The organism is Enterobacter sp. 18A13 (genome assembly GCF_007035975.1).
In the GTDB taxonomy this organism is placed as follows: Bacteria; Pseudomonadota; Gammaproteobacteria; order Enterobacterales; family Enterobacteriaceae; genus Enterobacter; species Enterobacter vonholyi.
Genome location: NZ_AP019634.1, coordinates 3,943,758 through 3,961,714, shown reverse-complemented (window position 1 = coordinate 3,961,714; position 17,957 = coordinate 3,943,758). Strand labels below are relative to the sequence as shown.

The 17,957-nt window shown below is 56.1% G+C and carries 18 protein-coding genes; 9 read left to right on the top strand and 9 right to left on the bottom strand.

Annotation, left to right across the window (positions count from 1 at the left end):
- Window positions 1-26: 26 nt before the first annotated feature.
- Window positions 27-1,439 (top strand): cell division protein FtsP, encoded by a 1,413-nt coding sequence (ftsP, locus tag FOY93_RS19085; RefSeq protein ID WP_143345555.1) that lies wholly within the window; start codon window positions 27-29, stop codon window positions 1,437-1,439.
- Between the two features lie 30 nt (window positions 1,440-1,469).
- Here the strand turns inward: ftsP and FOY93_RS19080 are convergent, their stop codons facing one another.
- On the bottom strand, window positions 1,470-2,945 hold the full coding sequence (locus tag FOY93_RS19080; protein WP_111963275.1) for a TrkH family potassium uptake protein: 1,476 nt from the start codon (window positions 2,943-2,945) through the stop codon (window positions 1,470-1,472).
- 199 nt (window positions 2,946-3,144) lie between these two features.
- On the opposite strand from FOY93_RS19080, the gene FOY93_RS19075 reads away from it, so the two are divergent.
- The gene (locus FOY93_RS19075) at window positions 3,145-5,316 is read left to right on the top strand and encodes a YgiQ family radical SAM protein (protein WP_143345554.1); all 2,172 of its coding nucleotides are present in this window, start codon (window positions 3,145-3,147) and stop codon (window positions 5,314-5,316) included.
- 83 nt (window positions 5,317-5,399) lie between these two features.
- On the opposite strand, the gene dkgA is transcribed toward FOY93_RS19075, so the two are convergent.
- Together dkgA and yqhD are read right to left on the bottom strand one after the other, a co-directional pair.
- Entirely contained in the window at window positions 5,400-6,227 is an 828-nt protein-coding gene (gene dkgA / locus FOY93_RS19070; RefSeq protein WP_021242117.1) for a 2,5-didehydrogluconate reductase DkgA, read from the bottom strand.
- A gap of 105 nt (window positions 6,228-6,332) precedes the next feature.
- Window positions 6,333-7,496: an alcohol dehydrogenase gene (yqhD, locus tag FOY93_RS19065; protein WP_143345552.1), complete on the bottom strand. Its 1,164-nt coding sequence runs from the start codon at window positions 7,494-7,496 to the stop codon at window positions 6,333-6,335.
- A gap of 194 nt (window positions 7,497-7,690) precedes the next feature.
- On the opposite strand from yqhD, the gene FOY93_RS19060 reads away from it, so the two are divergent.
- Window positions 7,691-8,590: an AraC family transcriptional regulator gene (locus tag FOY93_RS19060; protein ID WP_143345550.1), complete on the top strand. Its 900-nt coding sequence runs from the start codon at window positions 7,691-7,693 to the stop codon at window positions 8,588-8,590.
- 48 nt (window positions 8,591-8,638) lie between these two features.
- On the opposite strand, the gene yghB is transcribed toward FOY93_RS19060, so the two are convergent.
- Together yghB and metC are read right to left on the bottom strand one after the other, a co-directional pair.
- Complete coding sequence (yghB, locus tag FOY93_RS19055; protein WP_143345549.1) at window positions 8,639-9,298, bottom strand: DedA family general envelope maintenance protein YghB; 660 nt, start codon at window positions 9,296-9,298, stop codon at window positions 8,639-8,641.
- Between the two features lie 143 nt (window positions 9,299-9,441).
- Complete coding sequence (metC, locus tag FOY93_RS19050; RefSeq protein ID WP_143345548.1) at window positions 9,442-10,629, bottom strand: cystathionine beta-lyase; 1,188 nt, start codon at window positions 10,627-10,629, stop codon at window positions 9,442-9,444.
- Between the two features lie 251 nt (window positions 10,630-10,880).
- Here metC and exbB point away from each other — a divergent pair, with 251 nt between their 5' ends.
- Together exbB and exbD are read left to right on the top strand one after the other, a co-directional pair.
- Window positions 10,881-11,612 carry a tol-pal system-associated acyl-CoA thioesterase gene (gene exbB / locus FOY93_RS19045; protein WP_023333405.1) on the top strand — a complete coding sequence of 244 codons (732 nt, stop codon included), beginning with the start codon at window positions 10,881-10,883 and terminating at the stop codon, window positions 11,610-11,612.
- A gap of 4 nt (window positions 11,613-11,616) precedes the next feature.
- Complete coding sequence (gene exbD, locus FOY93_RS19040) at window positions 11,617-12,042, top strand: TonB system transport protein ExbD (protein WP_023309173.1); 426 nt, start codon at window positions 11,617-11,619, stop codon at window positions 12,040-12,042.
- 41 nt (window positions 12,043-12,083) lie between these two features.
- On the opposite strand, the gene FOY93_RS19035 is transcribed toward exbD, so the two are convergent.
- Together FOY93_RS19035 and FOY93_RS19030 are read right to left on the bottom strand one after the other, a co-directional pair.
- On the bottom strand, window positions 12,084-12,533 hold the full coding sequence (locus FOY93_RS19035) for a cytoplasmic protein (RefSeq protein WP_143345546.1): 450 nt from the start codon (window positions 12,531-12,533) through the stop codon (window positions 12,084-12,086).
- Between the two features lies 1 nt (window position 12,534).
- The gene (locus FOY93_RS19030; protein ID WP_032659974.1) at window positions 12,535-12,939 is read right to left on the bottom strand and encodes a hypothetical protein; all 405 of its coding nucleotides are present in this window, start codon (window positions 12,937-12,939) and stop codon (window positions 12,535-12,537) included.
- Window positions 12,940-13,042: 103 nt separating this feature from the next.
- Here FOY93_RS19030 and FOY93_RS19025 point away from each other — a divergent pair, with 103 nt between their 5' ends.
- Complete coding sequence (locus FOY93_RS19025; protein ID WP_111963268.1) at window positions 13,043-13,546, top strand: ESA_00282 family adhesion-associated protein; 504 nt, start codon at window positions 13,043-13,045, stop codon at window positions 13,544-13,546.
- Window positions 13,547-13,627: 81 nt separating this feature from the next.
- Window positions 13,628-14,116, top strand: a complete 489-nt coding sequence (locus FOY93_RS19020) for a TIGR00645 family protein (RefSeq protein WP_008499805.1) — start codon at window positions 13,628-13,630, stop codon at window positions 14,114-14,116.
- 64 nt (window positions 14,117-14,180) lie between these two features.
- Here FOY93_RS19020 and FOY93_RS19015 read toward each other — a convergent pair whose 3' ends face one another.
- Window positions 14,181-15,221 carry an aldo/keto reductase gene (locus FOY93_RS19015; RefSeq protein WP_115876273.1) on the bottom strand — a complete coding sequence of 347 codons (1,041 nt, stop codon included), beginning with the start codon at window positions 15,219-15,221 and terminating at the stop codon, window positions 14,181-14,183.
- A gap of 231 nt (window positions 15,222-15,452) precedes the next feature.
- Here FOY93_RS19015 and FOY93_RS19010 point away from each other — a divergent pair, with 231 nt between their 5' ends.
- Both FOY93_RS19010 and FOY93_RS19005 read left to right on the top strand, forming a co-directional pair.
- Window positions 15,453-17,000: a methyl-accepting chemotaxis protein gene (locus tag FOY93_RS19010; protein WP_045403971.1), complete on the top strand. Its 1,548-nt coding sequence runs from the start codon at window positions 15,453-15,455 to the stop codon at window positions 16,998-17,000.
- A 128-nt stretch (window positions 17,001-17,128) separates the two neighbouring features.
- Entirely contained in the window at window positions 17,129-17,383 is a 255-nt protein-coding gene (locus FOY93_RS19005) for a hypothetical protein (RefSeq protein WP_133295140.1), read from the top strand.
- A 105-nt stretch (window positions 17,384-17,488) separates the two neighbouring features.
- On the opposite strand, the gene FOY93_RS19000 is transcribed toward FOY93_RS19005, so the two are convergent.
- Window positions 17,489-17,821 (bottom strand): glycine zipper family protein, encoded by a 333-nt coding sequence (locus FOY93_RS19000; RefSeq protein WP_143345544.1) that lies wholly within the window; start codon window positions 17,819-17,821, stop codon window positions 17,489-17,491.
- Between the last annotated feature and the right edge of the window lie 136 nt (window positions 17,822-17,957).

The following is a 17,957-nucleotide window of genomic DNA, read 5'->3' as shown; positions in this document are numbered from 1 at the left end:
TGTTAGTCGTTTCAGATGGAGCTTATATGTCACTCAGTCGGCGTCAGTTTATTCAGGCTTCGGGGATCGCCCTTTGTGCGGGTGCGATGCCGCTGACAGCCAGCGCCGCCGGGCAGCAACAGCCGCTGCCTATACCGCCACTCATTGAATCCCGTCGCGGTCAGCCGCTTTTCCTGACGCTGCAGCGTAGCCACTGGTCCTTTACCCAGGGGACGCGTGCGCCCGTCTGGGGCATTAACGGACGTTACCTCGGGCCGACAATACGCGTGTGGAATGGCGATGACGTAAAGCTCATCTACAGTAACCGTACCTCTGAAAATGTCGCTATGACCATCAGCGGCCTGCAGGTGCCTGGCCCGCTGATTGGCGGCGCGGCGCGAATGATGTCACCCAGCGCAGACTGGGCGCCCGTTCTGCCGATTCGCCAGAGCGCGGCAACCCTGTGGTATCACGCCAACACGCCTAACCGCACGGCGCAGCAGGTCTATAACGGCCTGGCCGGCATGTGGCTTGTGGAAGATGAAGTCAGCAAATCTCTGCCGATCCCGAATCACTACGGCGTGGATGACTTCCCGATTATCATCCAGGACAAACGTCTGGATAACTTCGGCACGCCTGAATACAGCGAGCCGGGTAGCGGTGGCTTCGTCGGCGATACGCTGCTGGTTAACGGCGCGCAGAGCCCGTATGTCGAAGTTTCTCGCGGCTGGGTGCGCCTGCGCCTGCTCAACGCGTCTAACTCGCGCCGCTATCAGCTGCAAATGAGCGATGGCCGTCCGCTGCACGTGATCTCCGGCGATCAGGGCTTTTTACCGGCGCCGGTGTCCGTCAAACAGCTTGCGCTCTCGCCGGGCGAACGTCGCGAAGTTCTCATTGATATGACCAATGGGGATGAAGTATCTGTCACCTGCGGTGAAGCGGCCAGCATTGTCGACCGTATTCGCGGGTTCTTTGAACCGTCGAGCATTCTGGTCTCGACCCTGGTGCTGACCCTGCGTCCAACCGGTCTGCTGCCGCTGGTGACCGATAGCCTGCCCATGCGCCTGCTGCCGCAGGAGATCATGAGCGGCTCGCCGGTGCGCAGCCGTGATATCAGCCTCGGCGACGACCCGGGCATCAACGGCGCGCTGTGGGACGTCAACCGCATTGACATTACCGCGCAGCAGGGTACCTGGGAGCGCTGGACGGTGCGTTCAGATATGCCGCAGTCGTTCCATATTGAAGGGGTGGCATTCCTGATCCGCAACGTCAACGGTGCCATGCCGTTCCCGGAAGACCGCGGCTGGAAAGATACCGTCTGGGTGGACGGCCAGGTTGAGCTGCTTGTCTACTACGGTCAGCCTTCGTGGCCGCACTTCCCGTTCCTGTTCCACAGCCAGACGCTGGAGATGATGGACAGGGGGTCCGTAGGGCAGATGCTGATCAACCCTGCCCCATAATCCTGACATTCCCGGTTCGCCGGGAATGTTTTATGCCCGCCAGAAAAAGCGCGAGAACAGTATCAGCACCGGATAAATTTCCAGACGCCCTAAGATCATCGCCGCGCACATCAGCAGTTTTGCCCCCTCTGTTAACGTGCCGAACGTCGACGCCGTCTCGCCAAACCCCAGCCCCATGTTGTTGATGCAGGCGGCAACCGTTGCGAATGAAGTAAACAGGTCGTAGCCCATCAGATTGAGCGACCAGACAAAAAAGCCCGTAATCATCACGTAGAGAAAAAAGAAGCTCCAGACCGAGCGCAGGACGCGTTCATTCACCACGCTTTTGCCCACCTTAATGCTCAGCAGCGCTCTCGGATGCGCCAGCTGGTTCATCTCCTGAATACTCTGCTTGAACATAATGAGAAAACGCAGCGCTTTGATCCCGCCGCAGGTCGAGCCTACGCAGCCGCCAAAAAAGCTGGCGCTCAACAGCAGGAAGATGGTGTGTGCAGGCCACTGGGCATAGTCGGCTGTCGAAAGGCCGTTATCGGTCATCATCGAACTGGCAAGGAAGAAGGCGTGCACCAGGCTATCCGTAGCGTTGTACATCCCGGCATGCCAGACCTGCCATGCGGTGATGACAATAATCACCGCGGCGGCGCTCAGAAAGAATTTAACCTCCGGGCTGCGGCGAATCGGTTTCAGGGTGCGTCTGACAATGGCGACGTACCAGAGGGTGAAGTTGAACGCGGAGAGCAGTGAAAACGCCCCGGCGACCAGCTCAATCGCGTGGCTGTCATAAAACCCAATGCTCTCGCTGCGGGTGGAGAACCCGCCCAGCGACACGGTCGACAGCCCGTGACAGAGGGCGTCAAAAAATGACATTCCCGCCAGCCAGTAGGCCAGGGTGCAGGCCACGCCCAGCGCGAAGTAGGTCACCCACAGCGTGCGCGCGGTATCGGCAAGGCGGGGAGTCAGACGCTCCTCCTTGAACGGCCCCGGCATCTCTGACTGATAGAGCTTCATGCCGCCAATGCCCAGCAGCGGCAGGACCGCGACGGCCAGCACGATGACGCCTAACCCGCCAATGAAATTCAGCTGAGCGCGGTAATAAAGGTACGATTTAGGCAGGGCGCTGACGTCCCCGATCACCGTTGCCCCGGTGGTGGTGATCCCGGAAACCCCTTCAAAGAGCGAGTCGGCAAAAGAGAGCTGTAGCCCGTCATCCATCCAGAGCGGCATGGCGCTAATCAATGAAAACAGCAGCCAGAACAGCACGATGATCACGAAACCGTCGCGGGTGCGCAGCTGTATGCCCGCGTGACGGGTTGCCCGCCAGGTTAGCCCGCCGAGAGTAAAAAAGGTTAAAAAGGTGGTCAGAAAGGCAAAGTAGGTCCGCTCTTTATTCAGCAGGGCGATAACCATCGGCGGCAGCATAGAAAGGCTGTACAGCAGAACCAGAAAACCGCAGAGGTGAAGGACAACCCGCAGTTGGGAGACATGTAACGAATCGTTGGGCTTCACAGCAGAGCTCCGCACAAGCACGCATTCCGGGGCAAATCACCGGAAAATATAGTGAATATTATGATCCAAAATTATCAGGGTGCTGTATTTTAACGAGTTCCGTGAATATCTGCCTGCTTCCTGCATCCTTTTCTTCAAATCCGGCGGATGAACAGCGTATAATCCCGCTCCTTTTGTTTATTTTTTCTTCGGAAGCATTATGAGCGCAATTTCCCTGATCCAGCCGGATCGTGACCTCTTCTCCTGGCCCCAGTACTGGGCGGCCTGCTTTGGACCGGCGCCATTCCTGCCGATGTCCCGGAAAGAGATGGACCAACTGGGCTGGGACAGCTGCGACATCATTCTGGTCACGGGCGATGCCTACGTTGACCACCCGAGCTTCGGCATGGCCATCTGTGGACGTATGCTTGAGGCGCAGGGCTTCCGCGTGGGGATCATCTCCCAGCCTGACTGGAACAGCAAAGACGACTTTATGCGTCTGGGTAAACCGAACCTGTTCTTCGGTGTGACTGCAGGCAACATGGACTCGATGATCAACCGCTATACCGCCGACCGTAAGCTTCGTCATGACGACGCCTACACGCCGGAAAACGTGGCGGGTAAACGCCCGGACCGCGCAACCCTCGTCTATACCCAGCGCTGCAAAGAAGCCTGGAAAGACGTGCCGGTGATCCTGGGCGGCATCGAGGCGAGCCTGCGCCGTACCGCGCACTACGATTACTGGTCTGATACCGTGCGCCGCTCGGTGCTGGTGGATTCCAAAGCCGACATGCTGATTTACGGAAACGGCGAGCGTCCGCTGGTGGAAGTGGCGCACCGTCTGTCGCAGGGCGAGCCGGTGAGCAGCATCCGCGACGTGCGCAATACCGCCATCATGGTGAAAGAGGCGCTGCCGGGCTGGCGCGGAGTGGATTCCCGCATCATTGATATGCCGGGTAAAATCGACCCGATCCCACATCCGTACGGCGAAGATCTGCCGTGTGCCGATAACAAGCCGGTTGAGCCGAAAAAAGCGGAAGCGAAGGCTATCGTCGTGCAGCCTCCGCGCCCGAAGCCGTGGGAAAAGACCTACGTGCTGCTGCCCTCCTATGAGAAGGTGAAAGCCGACAAGGTGCTCTACGCGCACGCGTCCCGTATTTTGCACCATGAAACCAACCCTGGCTGCGCCCGCGCGTTGATGCAGAAGCACGGCGAGCGCTTTATCTGGATCAACCCGCCGGCGATCCCGCTTTCCACCGAAGAGATGGACAGCGTTTTTGCGCTGCCGTACAAGCGCGTGCCGCACCCGGCGTACGGCAACGCCCGTATCCCGGCGTATGAGATGATCCGCTTCTCGATCAACATCATGCGCGGCTGCTTCGGCGGCTGTTCCTTCTGCTCGATTACCGAGCACGAAGGGCGCATTATTCAGAGCCGCTCTGAAGATTCGATCATCAATGAGATCGAAGCGATTCGCGACTCGGTACCTGGATTTACCGGCGTGATTTCCGACCTCGGCGGTCCAACCGCGAACATGTACATGCTGCGCTGCAAGTCGCCGCGCGCAGAGCAAACCTGTCGTCGCCTCTCCTGCGTCTATCCAAGCATTTGCGAGCACATGGACACTAACCATGAGCCGACGATCAACCTCTACCGCCGCGCGCGCGACCTGAAGGGCATCAAAAAGATCCTGATCGCGTCCGGGGTACGTTACGACATCGCCGTGGAAGATCCGCGCTACATCAAAGAGCTGGCGACGCACCACGTCGGTGGCTACCTGAAGATTGCGCCGGAGCACACCGAAGAAGGCCCGCTGTCGAAGATGATGAAGCCGGGCATGGGTAGCTACGATCGCTTTAAAGAGCTGTTCGACACCTACTCGAAGCAGGCGGGCAAAGAGCAGTATCTGATCCCGTACTTCATCTCTGCGCACCCGGGCACGCGTGATGAGGACATGGTGAACCTGGCGTTGTGGCTGAAGCAGCGCCGCTTCCGCCTGGATCAGGTGCAGAACTTCTATCCGTCACCGCTCGCCAACTCGACGACCATGTATTACACCGGCAAGAACCCGCTGAGTAAGATTGGCTACAAGAGTGAAGAGGTGGTGGTGCCGAAAGGGGATAAACAGCGTCGTCTGCACAAGGCGCTGCTGCGTTACCACGATCCGAAAAACTGGCCGCTGATCCGCCAGGCGCTGGAAGAGATGGGTAAAAAACACCTGATCGGCTCGCGCCGCGACTGCCTGGTACCGGCCCCGACGCTGGATGAGATGCGCGAAGCGCGTCGCCAGAACCGCAATACGCGCCCGGCGCTGACCAAGCACACGCCGATTGTGCATCAGCGTTCGAATGGTAATTCGAGTGTTAAGAAGCCCGTGAAGCGCAAAGCGTAAATAAAAAACCCCGGCAAGCCGGAGTTTTTATGTCGACACGCAGGCCGGGTAAGGCGAAGCCGCCACCCGGCTTTTTTACGCAATTACCCGCCAAACTGATCCGGGTCCGGCCCAAGCCGCTTGCCCTTATCCAGCTTCGCAATTTCCCCCAGCTCATCTTTGTCCAGACGGAAATCCCAGACGTCGAAGTTCTCGGCGATGCGCGATGGCGTGACCGATTTCGGGATCACCACCAGGCCGTTGTCCAGATGCCAGCGAATGACGATCTGCGCCGGGGTTTTGCCGTATTTATCCGCCAGGTCGCGAATAATTTTCTGATCGAACACGCCTTCGCCACCCTGTGCCAGCGGGCTCCAGGACTCGGTCTGGATTTTATGCGTGGCGTTCCAGGCGTGAAGCTGACGCTGCTGCAGCAGCGGGTGCAGTTCGATCTGGTTAATGACAGGCGCGACGCCCGTCTCGTCAATCAGCCGCTGCAGGTGATGAACCTGGAAGTTGCAGACGCCGATACTTTTCACCAGCCCCTCTTTCTGCAGTTCAATCATTCCTTTCCAGGCATCAACGTAATGGTCGATAGCCGGGACCGGCCAGTGCATCAGATAAAGATCGACGAAGTCGAGCTGGAGCTTCTCCAGGCTCTCCTGCAGGGCCTCGCGGGGACGCTTTTGATCGTCATTCCACAGTTTCGTGGTGATGAATAACTCATCGCGGGGGACACCGGCGCTGGCCAGTGCGGTCCCCACGCCGTCCTCGTTTTTGTACGCGGCGGCGGTGTCAATCGACCGATAGCCGACTTCCAGGGCTTTATGAATGGCGGAGACGACCTCGTCGTTACCGGCTTTCCATACACCTAGCCCCAGCTGGGGCATCACGTTGCCGTCCTGCAGCTTGATTACGGTTTGGTTTGCCATTTTTCCTCCTTCAGGTGCGCATCGCCGGAGGGAGACTCCGGCGATGGGGTGTGCATTAAGTCTGGACGAAATGTCAAAAAACGAAAGTCGGGGGGACAAAAACGCTTAGCGTGCCGCCTCGTAAATACGACGGCTGACGTCCAGGGTGATGTCGCCGTGCTCGCCCAGATGGGTCATGCCGTGCTCTTCGAGTTTCGCCAGCAGGGCAGGGATGGAGCTGCCGTCCAGCCCGTAGCCGGACAGACGCGTCGGCACGCCCAGACCTTCAAAGAAGCTGCGGGTCGCTTCGATGGCGGCATCAATGCGCGCGTCGTCAGAACCCTCGGTGATGTTCCACAAGCGCTCAGCGTACTGCAGCAGTTTGGCGCGTTTGGTATCACGTTTTTCATTCCACAGCGCAGGCAGCACAACGGCCAGCGTCTGAGCATGATCCAGACCGTGCATCGCCGTCAGCTCGTGGCCCAGCATGTGGGTCGCCCAGTCCTGCGGCACGCCAGCGCCGATCAGGCCATTCAGCGCCTGTGTGGCGGCCCACATCACGTTGGCACGAACGTGGTAGTTTTCAGGCTCTTTCAGCGCTTTCGGACCTTCTTCAATCAGCGTCAGAAGAATGCCTTCCGCGAAGCGATCCTGAATTTTGGCATTCACCGGGTACGTGACGTACTGCTCAACGGTATGAACAAAGGCATCGACCACGCCGTTCGCCACCTGACGCGCAGGCAGGGTGTAGGTGTAAACCGGGTCCAGGATAGCGAACACAGGCTGAACGTGTTCGTTCATGAAGGCCTGCTTGTCACCGGTGGTTTTACGGGAGATCACCGCGCCCTTGTTGGATTCAGAACCGGTGGCTGGCAGGGTCAGCACGGAGCCCATCGGGATGGCGCTTTTAATGTCGCTGCCGCGGGTTTCCAGAATGTGCCACGGATCGATGCCGTCAGCGTAGTGCGCTGCCGCAGCGATGAATTTGGTGCCGTCCAGTACCGAGCCGCCGCCGACGGCCAGCAGGAAGGTGACGTTTTCTTCGCGGGCGATTTTCACCGCGTTCATCAGCGTTTCGTAAGACGGGTTTGGTTCGATACCGCCGAACTCACGCACGTCCAGACCGTCCAGCGCGCTATAAACCTGATCCAGTACGCCGGTTTTTTTCACGCTGCCGCCACCGTAGGTGATCAGTACGCGGGCGTCAGCAGGGATCTGCGCGCGCAGGTCAGCGATAGCGTCTTTACCAAACAGAATGCGGGTTGGGGTGTGAAGATTAAAGTTGTTCATTGCTCGTTCCCTTTAGTGGGTGAAAAACCGTGGTGCGCAGAGGGCGACCTGATGCTGCACATTGTGGCCGTCCGGGGCTATCCCCTCAATGCACATTCCTGCCGATGTCTTGCCCATTTCTACAAAGCGCTGGAGAAAGCGCGGAAAACGACGCACACTGTTAGCGTCGAAAACCGTACCCGGAGTAACGCAAGATGAACCGTGAGGCTATCTGCCAGCAGCTCACTGTGAAGATTAAGAAATTGATAGATAATGATAATCGTGCCAGCGATCTGCTGCCGGATATTCGCCTGCTCTATGGCACGCAGCCGGGGACGCGCACGCCGGTCATGTACCAGCCGGGCATCGTTTTTCTCTTTTCAGGCCATAAAATTGGCTATATCAACGAGCGCGTGTTCCGCTACGACACCAATGAATATCTTCTCCTGACGGTACCTTTACCCTTTGAATGTGAAACCTTCGCGACAGAGGCGGTTCCGCTGGCGGGGATCCGCGTCAATGTCGACATCCTCCAGCTGCAGGAGCTGCTGATGGAGATTGGCGAAGATGAACTCTTCCAGCCTTCGATGGCCTCGAGCGGGATTAACTCGGCGACGCTGTCTGAAGAGATCCTCTGCGCCATTGAGCGTCTGCTGGACGTGATGGAGAGGCCGCTGGACGCGCGTATTCTGGGCAAGCAGATCGTCCGCGAAATTCTGTACCACGTGCTGCTGGGCCCGGGCGGCGGCGCGTTACTCGCTCTGGTGAGCCGACAGACCCACTTCAGCCTGATAAGCCGCGTGCTCAAGCGTATCGAAAGCCAGTACACGGAAAACCTCAGCGTCGACCAGTTGGCGGCGGAAGCCAATATGAGCGTCTCGGCGTTTCACCATAACTTTAAGTCGGTGACCAGCACCTCTCCGCTGCAGTACCTCAAAACCTACCGGCTGCATAAGGCGCGGATGCTGATGATCCACGACGGCATGAAGGCCAGCGCGGCGGCGATGCGGGTGGGCTATGAAAGTGCGTCGCAGTTCAGTCGGGAGTTTAAGCGCTATTTCGGCGTCACGCCGGGAGAGGATGCGTCACGTATCAGAACGATGCAGGGAGCCTGAGGGGAAACACAGGCCGGGTAAGCGACAGCGCCACCCGGCTTTGTTGAATTATGCGCTGCAGTACTTCTTCTTAATCACCACCGCGATGGTTCCCACCAGACCCGCCACCAGCAGGAACATCGGCAGCACCATCAGGAAGGTCATCACCTGATCTTCGTGGTGTTTCACGAAGGGGATCATATTCAGCGCATAGCCAAGCGTGGTGACTACACCCACCCACAGCAGGGCGCTCAGCCAGTTGAAGAACTGGAAGCGGCGGTTCGACAGACCGGAAATGCCCGCCATCGTCGGCAGAAGGGTGCGAACAAACGCCAGGAAACGCCCCGCCAGCAATGCCAGCAGGCCGTGGCGATCGAACATGCAGGTCGCACGCTGATGATATTTATGCGGTAACTGCGCCAGCCAGCCTTTTACGACGCGGGTATTCCCGAGCCAGCGGCCCTGAAGATAGCTCAGCCAGCAGCCCAGGCTGGCTGCGGAGGTGAGAATAACCATCGTTGGCGTGAAGTCCATGACGCCTTTCCCGATTAACGCCCCGGCAAGTAAAAGCAGGCTATCACCGGGTAAAAACGAGGCTGGCAGTAATCCATTTTCCAGAAACAGAGTTGCGAACATCACGAAATAGACGATACCGACGACGTGAGGATCCGCCAGCGCGGCAAAATCGTGGTGCCAGAGCGCCGCGATAATATCTTGAATAACAGCCATGGACTTTCCTGTGGAACAGCAGATATAGCGCTATTGTACTCCCTTATTCGCCCGTCGGGTTTGATCCCGGGCGCAACTCATGCAGACTTTTCTCATTGCCGTGTCCACAAAAGCGTCCAGAGAGTACATTTTCAGCCAGCACTCTACACGATACGCTCGAACCCTGCTGCTAAATCGGCAATCAGATCGTCAACATTTTCTAAACCGATATGCAGTCGTATCAGGGTACCGCTGAAGTCTACTTCACCCCCGGGGCGAAGGGCCGCGATCTGTTCCGGCTGGTTAGCCAGGATCAGGGATTCAAAACCGCCCCAGGAGTAGGCCATGCTGAAAAGGGTAAAATTATCCAGATAGCTCGCCAGCTCGTCGTTATTCAGCCGCTTTTTCAGTACGAATGAGAACAACCCGCTGCTGCCCGTAAAGTCACGTTGCCAGAACTCATGGCCTTTACTACCCGGTAATGCGGGATGATTCACGCGCTCAACCAGCGTATGCTGCGCCAGCCATTCGGCGACCTTCAGGCTGCTTTCATGGTGCTGACGCAGACGAACGCCCAGCGTGCGGATACCGCGGCTGGTCATGTAGGCCGTGTCGGCATCCACCATCTGGCCCATCAGGTAGGCATTTTCACGCAGCTGATCCCAGCAGCGCGCGTTGGAGACCGCAGTACCAATCATACCGTCAGAGTGGCCTATCAGGTATTTCGTTGCCGCCTGAATCGAAATATCAATGTCGAATTCCAGCGCTTTGAACAGCACGCCTGCCGCCCAGGTGTTGTCGATCATAACGATCGCCTCTGGCGCTTTGTTGCGTACGGCCTTCACGATAGCCGGCACGTCGTGAACTTCCATGGTGAGCGACCCCGGAGATTCCAGGAACACAATGCGCGTGTTTGGCTGAATAAGTTCGGCAATGCCTTCACCAATCAGCGGGTCGAACCAGCCGGTCGTTACCCCGAGCTTGCTGAGGATTTTGGTGCAGAAGTCCTGGCTGGGTTCATAGGCGGTGTTGGTCATCAGGATATGGTCGCCCTGTTCCACAAACGCCAGAATGGTGTTGGCGACCGCCGCCGCCCCGCACGGGAAGAGCGCACAGCCCGCGCCGCCTTCCAGCTCGCACATCGCTTCCTGCAGAGAAAAATGGGTTAGCGTGCCGCGACGGCCATAAAACAGCCCGCCTTTCGCGCGGTTACGCGTGGCGTTTTTTTTCTCCTCAACGGTGTCAAACACCAGCGAGGAGGCTCGTTGAATCACGCTGTTGACCGATCCCTGAGTATATTTTTTGCTGCGTCCTGCCTGTACCAGCGTGGTATCAAGATGCTTCTTTGTCATGTTCGCTAACCCTGTTTTTATACGTCTGGACGTCCAGACTACCACGATTGGAAAAAACTGCACCCCGAGGCTTATCGAATAAGCAGAAAATATTAGCAAAAAACCGCATAAGAAATTTTTACTGCGTAAGCGCAAGGAAAGTGAGCGAAAATTACGGCACCATGCAAATACTAATGAGAACTACTATCAATTCGACGACGTTTTGATATTATTACGCTCAGATTTTGTGATTTGCGTCCTGGAGATACAGAGTGGGTAATAATTTGATGCAGACGGATCTCTCCGTTTGGGGCATGTATCAGCATGCTGACATCGTGGTTAAGATTGTGATGATCGGCCTGATTCTGGCGTCCGTTGTCACCTGGGCTATCTTCTTCAGCAAAAGTGCCGAGTTGCTTTCGCAGAAGCGTCGCCTGAAGCGGGAACAGCAGCAGCTGGCTGAAGCCCGCTCTCTGGATCAGGCTTCAGATATGACCTCATCTTTCCACGCGAAAAGCCTGACTACCCTGCTCGTGAATGAAGCGCAGAACGAGCTGGAACTCTCCGCAGGCAGTGAAGATAACGAAGGCATCAAAGAGCGTACCGGTTTCCGCCTGGAGCGCCGCGTTGCGGCCGTTGGCCGACACATGGGGCGCGGCAATGGTTATCTGGCTACCATCGGCGCGATCTCACCGTTCATCGGTCTTTTCGGCACGGTCTGGGGCATCATGAATAGCTTTATCGGTATCGCGCAGACCCAAACTACCAACCTGGCGGTCGTGGCGCCGGGTATCGCAGAAGCGCTGCTGGCGACAGCAATCGGTCTGGTTGCCGCTATCCCGGCGGTGGTCATCTATAATATCTTCGCGCGTATGATTGGCAGCTATAAAGCGACTCTTGGAGACGTTGCCGCGCAGGTTCTGCTGCTGCAAAGTCGCGATCTCGATCTGAATGCCAGCTCGGTTAAGCCGGTGCATGCGGCGTCTAAACTGCGCGCAGGTTAATAGTATGGCGATGCGTCTAAACGAAAATCTGGACGATAACGGCGAAATGCATGAAATCAACGTGACGCCGTTTATCGACGTCATGCTGGTTCTGCTGATTATCTTCATGGTAGCTGCACCGCTGGCGACGGTGGATGTGAAGGTGAATCTGCCGGCATCTTCCAGCCAGCCCCAGCCGCGCCCGGAGAAGCCTATTTACCTGTCGGTGAAAGCGGATAAATCCATGTTCCTCGGGAACGACCCGGTGACGGCCGACTCAGTCATCCCGGCGCTGGAGCAGCTTACGGGCGGAAAGAAAGACACTACGGTCTTCTTCCGTGCGGATAAAACCGTTGATTATGAAACCATGATGAAGGTAATGGACACGCTGCATCAGGCGGGTTACCTGAAGATTGGACTGGTCGGCGAAGAAAAGGCGGCCTCGAAGTGATAAAGAAGCTGGCGAAAGCCGGCTTTTTTTATGCCTGTCGGTTATGCGCTTTTGTTATTCGTTGGTGCGGCAGAAGGATTTGCCAGCGCGTCCTCATCAAGCGCAACGCAGGTGACGTTTGAGGTACGGTACTCACCGTCTGACAGCTTGCGCGTCAGACGCAGGGTGGCGATTTCTCTGGCGAGCAGATACTGATAATTGGCCTCGAGGCGCCCCAGAAGCTTCTCTTTCAGCTCTGGCCGCTGTTCAATGATGGCATTCATCACGGCACCGTAAATTTCTTCTTTGACCTGCAGCGGATAAATTTCACGGCGATTCTGCCATTTAAGCCGCACCAGCGTCGCCGGGATCGATACCAGGTCTTGTGTAATGCGCGTCATCTCGTCATTTTTTGTGTTTCGTAGTGCGTCGAGATTTTGCTTTAAGATAAATTCATCACTTTTTTTATCATCTAAAGTCAAATAAACGTCGTTATTTTTAACTTCTTTCACGTTAATCTTCCCCCAGGCTATAAAAAATTGGGTTGTTTTTTTCGCGCGTAATTAAATTAAGCCAAATTTCATTGCCCGCTTCATTAATTTCTTCGGTTTTCTCGGCTATTATTTGACTTAGTTTCTGGGCATCTATTTCTCCCTCGGCCTGCAGGTCATTCAGCAGGTGGACAAAGGCTTCAATTTTTATAGCGCGAAATAAGCGGTCTTTTATATGACGATCGTGCTCTTCCAGCAACATATTTCGCGATTTGCCAGTTCGGGAAACACCAATTAATATATCGGGCTCGAAATCAGAGAGCTTTCTTTTCCCCTGAGTGAAACTGGCCTCTTTTTCTGCTTCCGTCGGTTGCTGTTCCACAGGCGTAATGTGGTACTTAGCCGGGACGAGATAGTCGGGCAGCATTTTTAATTTCCTTTAATTTCAACAGGGTGGGGTTGGTAAAGGCGTGAGATTCGTTGACAATATCATGAGGCAAATTTAAAATCAAAAAAAATGGAGCCTACCCATGAACAGCATCTTTTTTACGGTCATCACATTACTATTATTGACCGCTGGTGTGCTTTTATTGATGCAAGAGTTCAATAAAACGAAAGTGTCGAAAGACGCCAGTGAGCCCCCACAACCTGAACTGATGACAAAAGAGGAAGGTGAAGACCATTTCTCTGTATTGATGAACTCCGTTACGCCTGTCTGGTACTGGCGGGTGAACCACGAATATATCGACTTTTTACATGCGACAATTAAGCGCATGAAAATGTCGGAAATTAATGACACGCCCGGACTGTTTGAGGCGCAGCGTCGCTGTAGCGATCTGAATTCAGCAGTCTATAAATATTATGACAATATCAAAAAGCGCTGTCTTAACGGAGAAAAGGTATCTTATTCCGATCTGGACGTATTGAATTTGCGGCAGTGTTTTCGCGAGTTCAGTCTGGAAGCCTATCCTGAACTGGTGGCGCTTGTCTGGCCGGAGTACGCACGTCCGGAAGTTAATCCAGACAACGTCTGAGTGACGTACCGTTGAGTTATTGCAAACAGTCAGCGCCGTTGAGATATACTGGGCGCTGGTTTCTTTTGCAAACAGGACTCTATGGAACGCTTTTTTGAAAATGCCATGTACGCCTCTCGCTGGATACTGGCCCCCGTCTATTTTGGCCTTTCGCTGGCGCTTATCGCGCTGACGATTAAGTTCTTTCAGGAAATCCTGCACGTTCTGCCGAATATCTTTTCCATTGCCGAAGCGGATTTGATTCTGGTTCTGCTCTCGCTGGTGGATATGACCCTGGTGGGTGGGCTGCTGGTGATGGTGATGTTCTCCGGCTACGAGAATTTCGTCTCCCAGCTTGATATCGACGAGCGTAAAGAGAAGCTCAGCTGGCTGGGCAAAATGGATGCCTCGTCGCTGAAGAATAAAGTGGCCGCGTCGATTGTGGCGATCTCTTCTATCCACCTGCTACGCGTATTTATGGACGCGAAGAACGTGCCGGATAACAAACTGATGTGGTACGTCATTATCCATCTGACGTTTGTGCTGTCTGCGTTTGTGATGGGGTATCTGGATAAGATCAGTAAGAAGTAAAGTACGCCTTACCCCTCACCCTAACCCTCTCCCCAAAGGGGAGAGGGGACTGCTCGGTGCGGCATTATTTATCAGACGACGCCTGCCACAGATTCAACTCCCCATCCGCAACATGCTGGTCAATCCGCTTGAGTTCGTCCTCCGTAAAGCGCAGGTTTTCCAGCGCCTGTACATTCTCTTCCAGCTGTTCCGGGCGGCTTGCGCCAATCAGCACGGACGTCACGCGCGCATCTTTCAGCAGCCAGCTCAACGCCATCTGCGCCATGGTTTGTCCGCGCGCCTGCGCCATCTCATTCAGCAGGCGAAGGCTGCTCAGGTTGGCGTCGGTGAGCATCTTTTGCGTCAGGCCGCGCACTTTATTCCCTTCGCGCTGCATGCGTGATCCTTCAGGGATACCGTTCAGGTATTTCCCGGTCAGCAGCCCCTGCGCCAGCGGGGTGAAGGCAATACAGCCCGTACCGTTTGCTTCCAGCGCATCCAGCAAGCCGGTCTTATCGACCCAGCGGTTAAGCAGGTTATAGGACGGCTGATGGATCAGCAGGGGGATCTTCCACTCGCGCAGCAGCTCGGCCATTTTTTGTGTGCGATCTGTCGAGTAGGAGGAAATCCCCACATACAGCGCTTTTCCGCTCTGCACGGCATGGGCCAGCGCGGATGCCGTCTCTTCCATCGGGGTGTTTTCATCCACGCGGTGGGAGTAGAAAATATCGACGTACTCGACGCCCAGACGCTTCAGGCTCTGGTCGAGGCTGGCGAGCAGATATTTGCGTGAACCGCCGGAACCGTAAGGCCCAGGCCACATGTCATAACCCGCCTTGGTGGAGATAATCAGTTCGTCGCGGTATGCGGCAAAATCTTCCCGCAGCAGGCGGCCGAAATTTTCTTCCGCGCTACCCGGCGGTGGTCCGTAGTTATTGGCAAGATCGAAATGAGTGATGCCGAGGTCGAAGGCTTTTCGCAGCAGCGCGCGTTGGGCATCAAGAGGCTGGACGTGGCCGAAGCTATGCCACAGTCCCAGCGACAGCGCGGGCAGGCGCAGGCCACTTTTGCCGCAATAACGGTATTGCATATTCTCATAGCGGCCGGGGTAAGGGTGCCAGGACATGATGTCTCCTTTCTTATTGATGAAATTTTCGAAACAACGTTTTCATCCTGAACTTATCACATCACAAATTACATCACTAAGCTCGGGCCTGATGGTTAACAAATGCTGTGTGACCAGTGAAGCCATGCTAATTAAAAATGATCACAAAACGTTATAATTTCCCTCTTTCCTGCCGATAACGAGAGTAGTACTCGCCTCTGGGCGAACTCACCCTCACGGCAAGGAAGACTTATGAATATGCTCCGTAATTTCACGATCCGCTTCGTCATGCTGACGATTCTCGGGATCTTTTGTTTAATGTGGGCGGGTGTTGGCTTGTACAGCACCTGGTCCCTTTCTCGCGTTTCAGATGGCAACGAAGTCGATCGCCAGCTGGTTAAACAGATGACGGTACTCAGCCAGGGTAACGATCAATATTTTCGCTTTGTGACCCGTCTGAGCCGCGCAATGGAAGTCAAAGCCGCAGGCGGCACGCCGGATCTGTCCTCTGCCCAACAGGCGCTGGATAACATGGGCAAGAAACTGGCCGAGATGAAGGCGATCTCCCCAGGCCCGATGGATGAGCAGATCTCTTCCAGGGTGATTGGCACCTGGCAGGCGCTGCTTGAACAGGGCGTAACGCCGCAAATGCAGCAGGCGAAGCAGGGGGCTCTGGAGGGGTATCGCCAGCAGGCCAACAACGTCACGCCGCCGCTGAGCCGCGCGTTTGGTGCGGCCGCTGAGGAGTTCAACAATGCCGCCGCGAAGTCGCTCGACAGCACCCGCGTGGTGGTGGACGGCCTGACAAGCATGACCCGCACGGTGATTATCGTTGCCACGATTATCGGCCTGCTGATCCTGCTCTTCACCGACCGTTACCTGGTGGCGATGCTGGTCAAACCGCTGGATCGAATTCGCCAGCAGTTCCGCCAGATTGCCCAGGGCGATCTCAGCCAGCCCATTGAGCCGTTCGGCCGCAACTGCGTGGGCCAGCTGGTGCCGCTGCTGAGCGCTATGCAGGACAGCCTTCGCGAAGCGGTCAGCACGATCCGCTCCGGCAGTGAAAATATCTGGCGCGGCGCGACGGAAATCTCCAGCGGTAACAACGATCTCTCTTCCCGTACCGAAGAGCAGGCGGCTGCGCTGGAAGAGACGGCAGCCAGCATGGAACAGCTGACCGCCACGGTGAAACTAAATGCGGAAAGCGCGCGTCAGGCCAGCCAGCTGGCCGATGTGGCCTCAACTACCGCCAGCCGCGGCGGTTCGCTGGTGGAAGAGGTGGTGACCACCATGAGCGGTATTTCGGAAAGCTCGAAGAAAATCGCTGAAATCACTAACGTTATCAACAGCATTGCCTTCCAGACCAATATTCTGGCGCTCAATGCGGCGGTTGAAGCAGCGCGCGCGGGCGAACAGGGGCGTGGTTTCGCGGTAGTGGCAGGAGAAGTTCGCAATCTGGCAAGCCGCAGCGCCAACGCGGCAAAAGAGATTGAAGGGCTGATTACCGACTCCGTTTCCCGCGTAGAGCAGGGGGCGCAGCTGGTGAGCGACACCGGCACCACCATGGATGCGATTTTGCGGGACGTAACGGAAGTGACGACCATTATGAAGCAAATTGCCTCGGCCTCAGAGGAGCAGAGTAAGGGCATTTCGCAGGTCGGAATTGCCATTACCCAGATGGACGGCGTTACCCAGCAAAACGCCTCGCTGGTTGAAGAAGTTTCCGCGGCGGCGGCGGCGCTGGAGCGTCAGACCGAAGAGCTTCAGCGCTCGGTGCAAAAGTTCCGCCTGACGGCATAACGCAACGTTTCAAGGCCGCCGGATGCGGCCTTGTATTATTAACGCCTTCCCCATTCAGCTCGCGTTGAAACTGCTATTCTTTTGCTAACCCCCCTGACGTTCTGGGCTCTCTTCTGTGAGGTGTTGCTATGAACAGATCGTTATCTGTCATTCCTGTCCTTTCTTTCATTCTTCTGATGCTGTTCTCGGTTTCTGCCAGTGCGACCCAGCAGGCGCAGGAGCGGCGCGTGGCGCGTGATGTCAGGCAGGAAACCCGCGACGCGTCACGGCAGGTGAAGCAGACCTGCGTGGCGAACAATAACCAGAGTAATCACGACTGCCGCCAGGATAAACGTCAGATGAAACAGGCCGGACGGCAAAAAGCGCGGGATATTAAGTATTAATGTGGTAATGAAAAATATTAGGAATGAGACACGGACAATAAGCGGAAAGCGTCATCGGGGATGTGATTAATACCGGGCAAACGCAGCGCTGCCCGGCTGTATGTATCAGTGCGTCGCCTCACCAATCAGCGCACCCGTGCCCGCACCAACGGCTGCACCTTTCAGCATGCTCTTGCCGGTCACCGCCGCGGCACCTGCGCCCACGGCAGCACCTACCGCACCGCCTTTACGCGCGGCTTTACCTTTGCCGCCGTTTTTGAACATAGCACCCGTGCCTGCGCCAACAACGGCGCCGCCAACGGTTGATTTCAGATCTTTGCCAGTCGCTGCGCCAATCGCCGCGCCTGCTACCGCGCCAGCTGCAGTTTTGTCGATGGCCATTCCCGAGGCGGAGAAAATGAGGGCGCTGATAACCAGCGTTGTTTTAATAAGTTTCATAACAGATCCTTTGTGACTGCTGTCGGTTGATACGTCATTTCTCACTCTCTGACGCGAGAAAAACGTCCAGATAGTGCCAGCAATACCGGTTCAACCTTTAAGCTAATCATGCCCTGGTCAAGGATCTCAGCTGCCG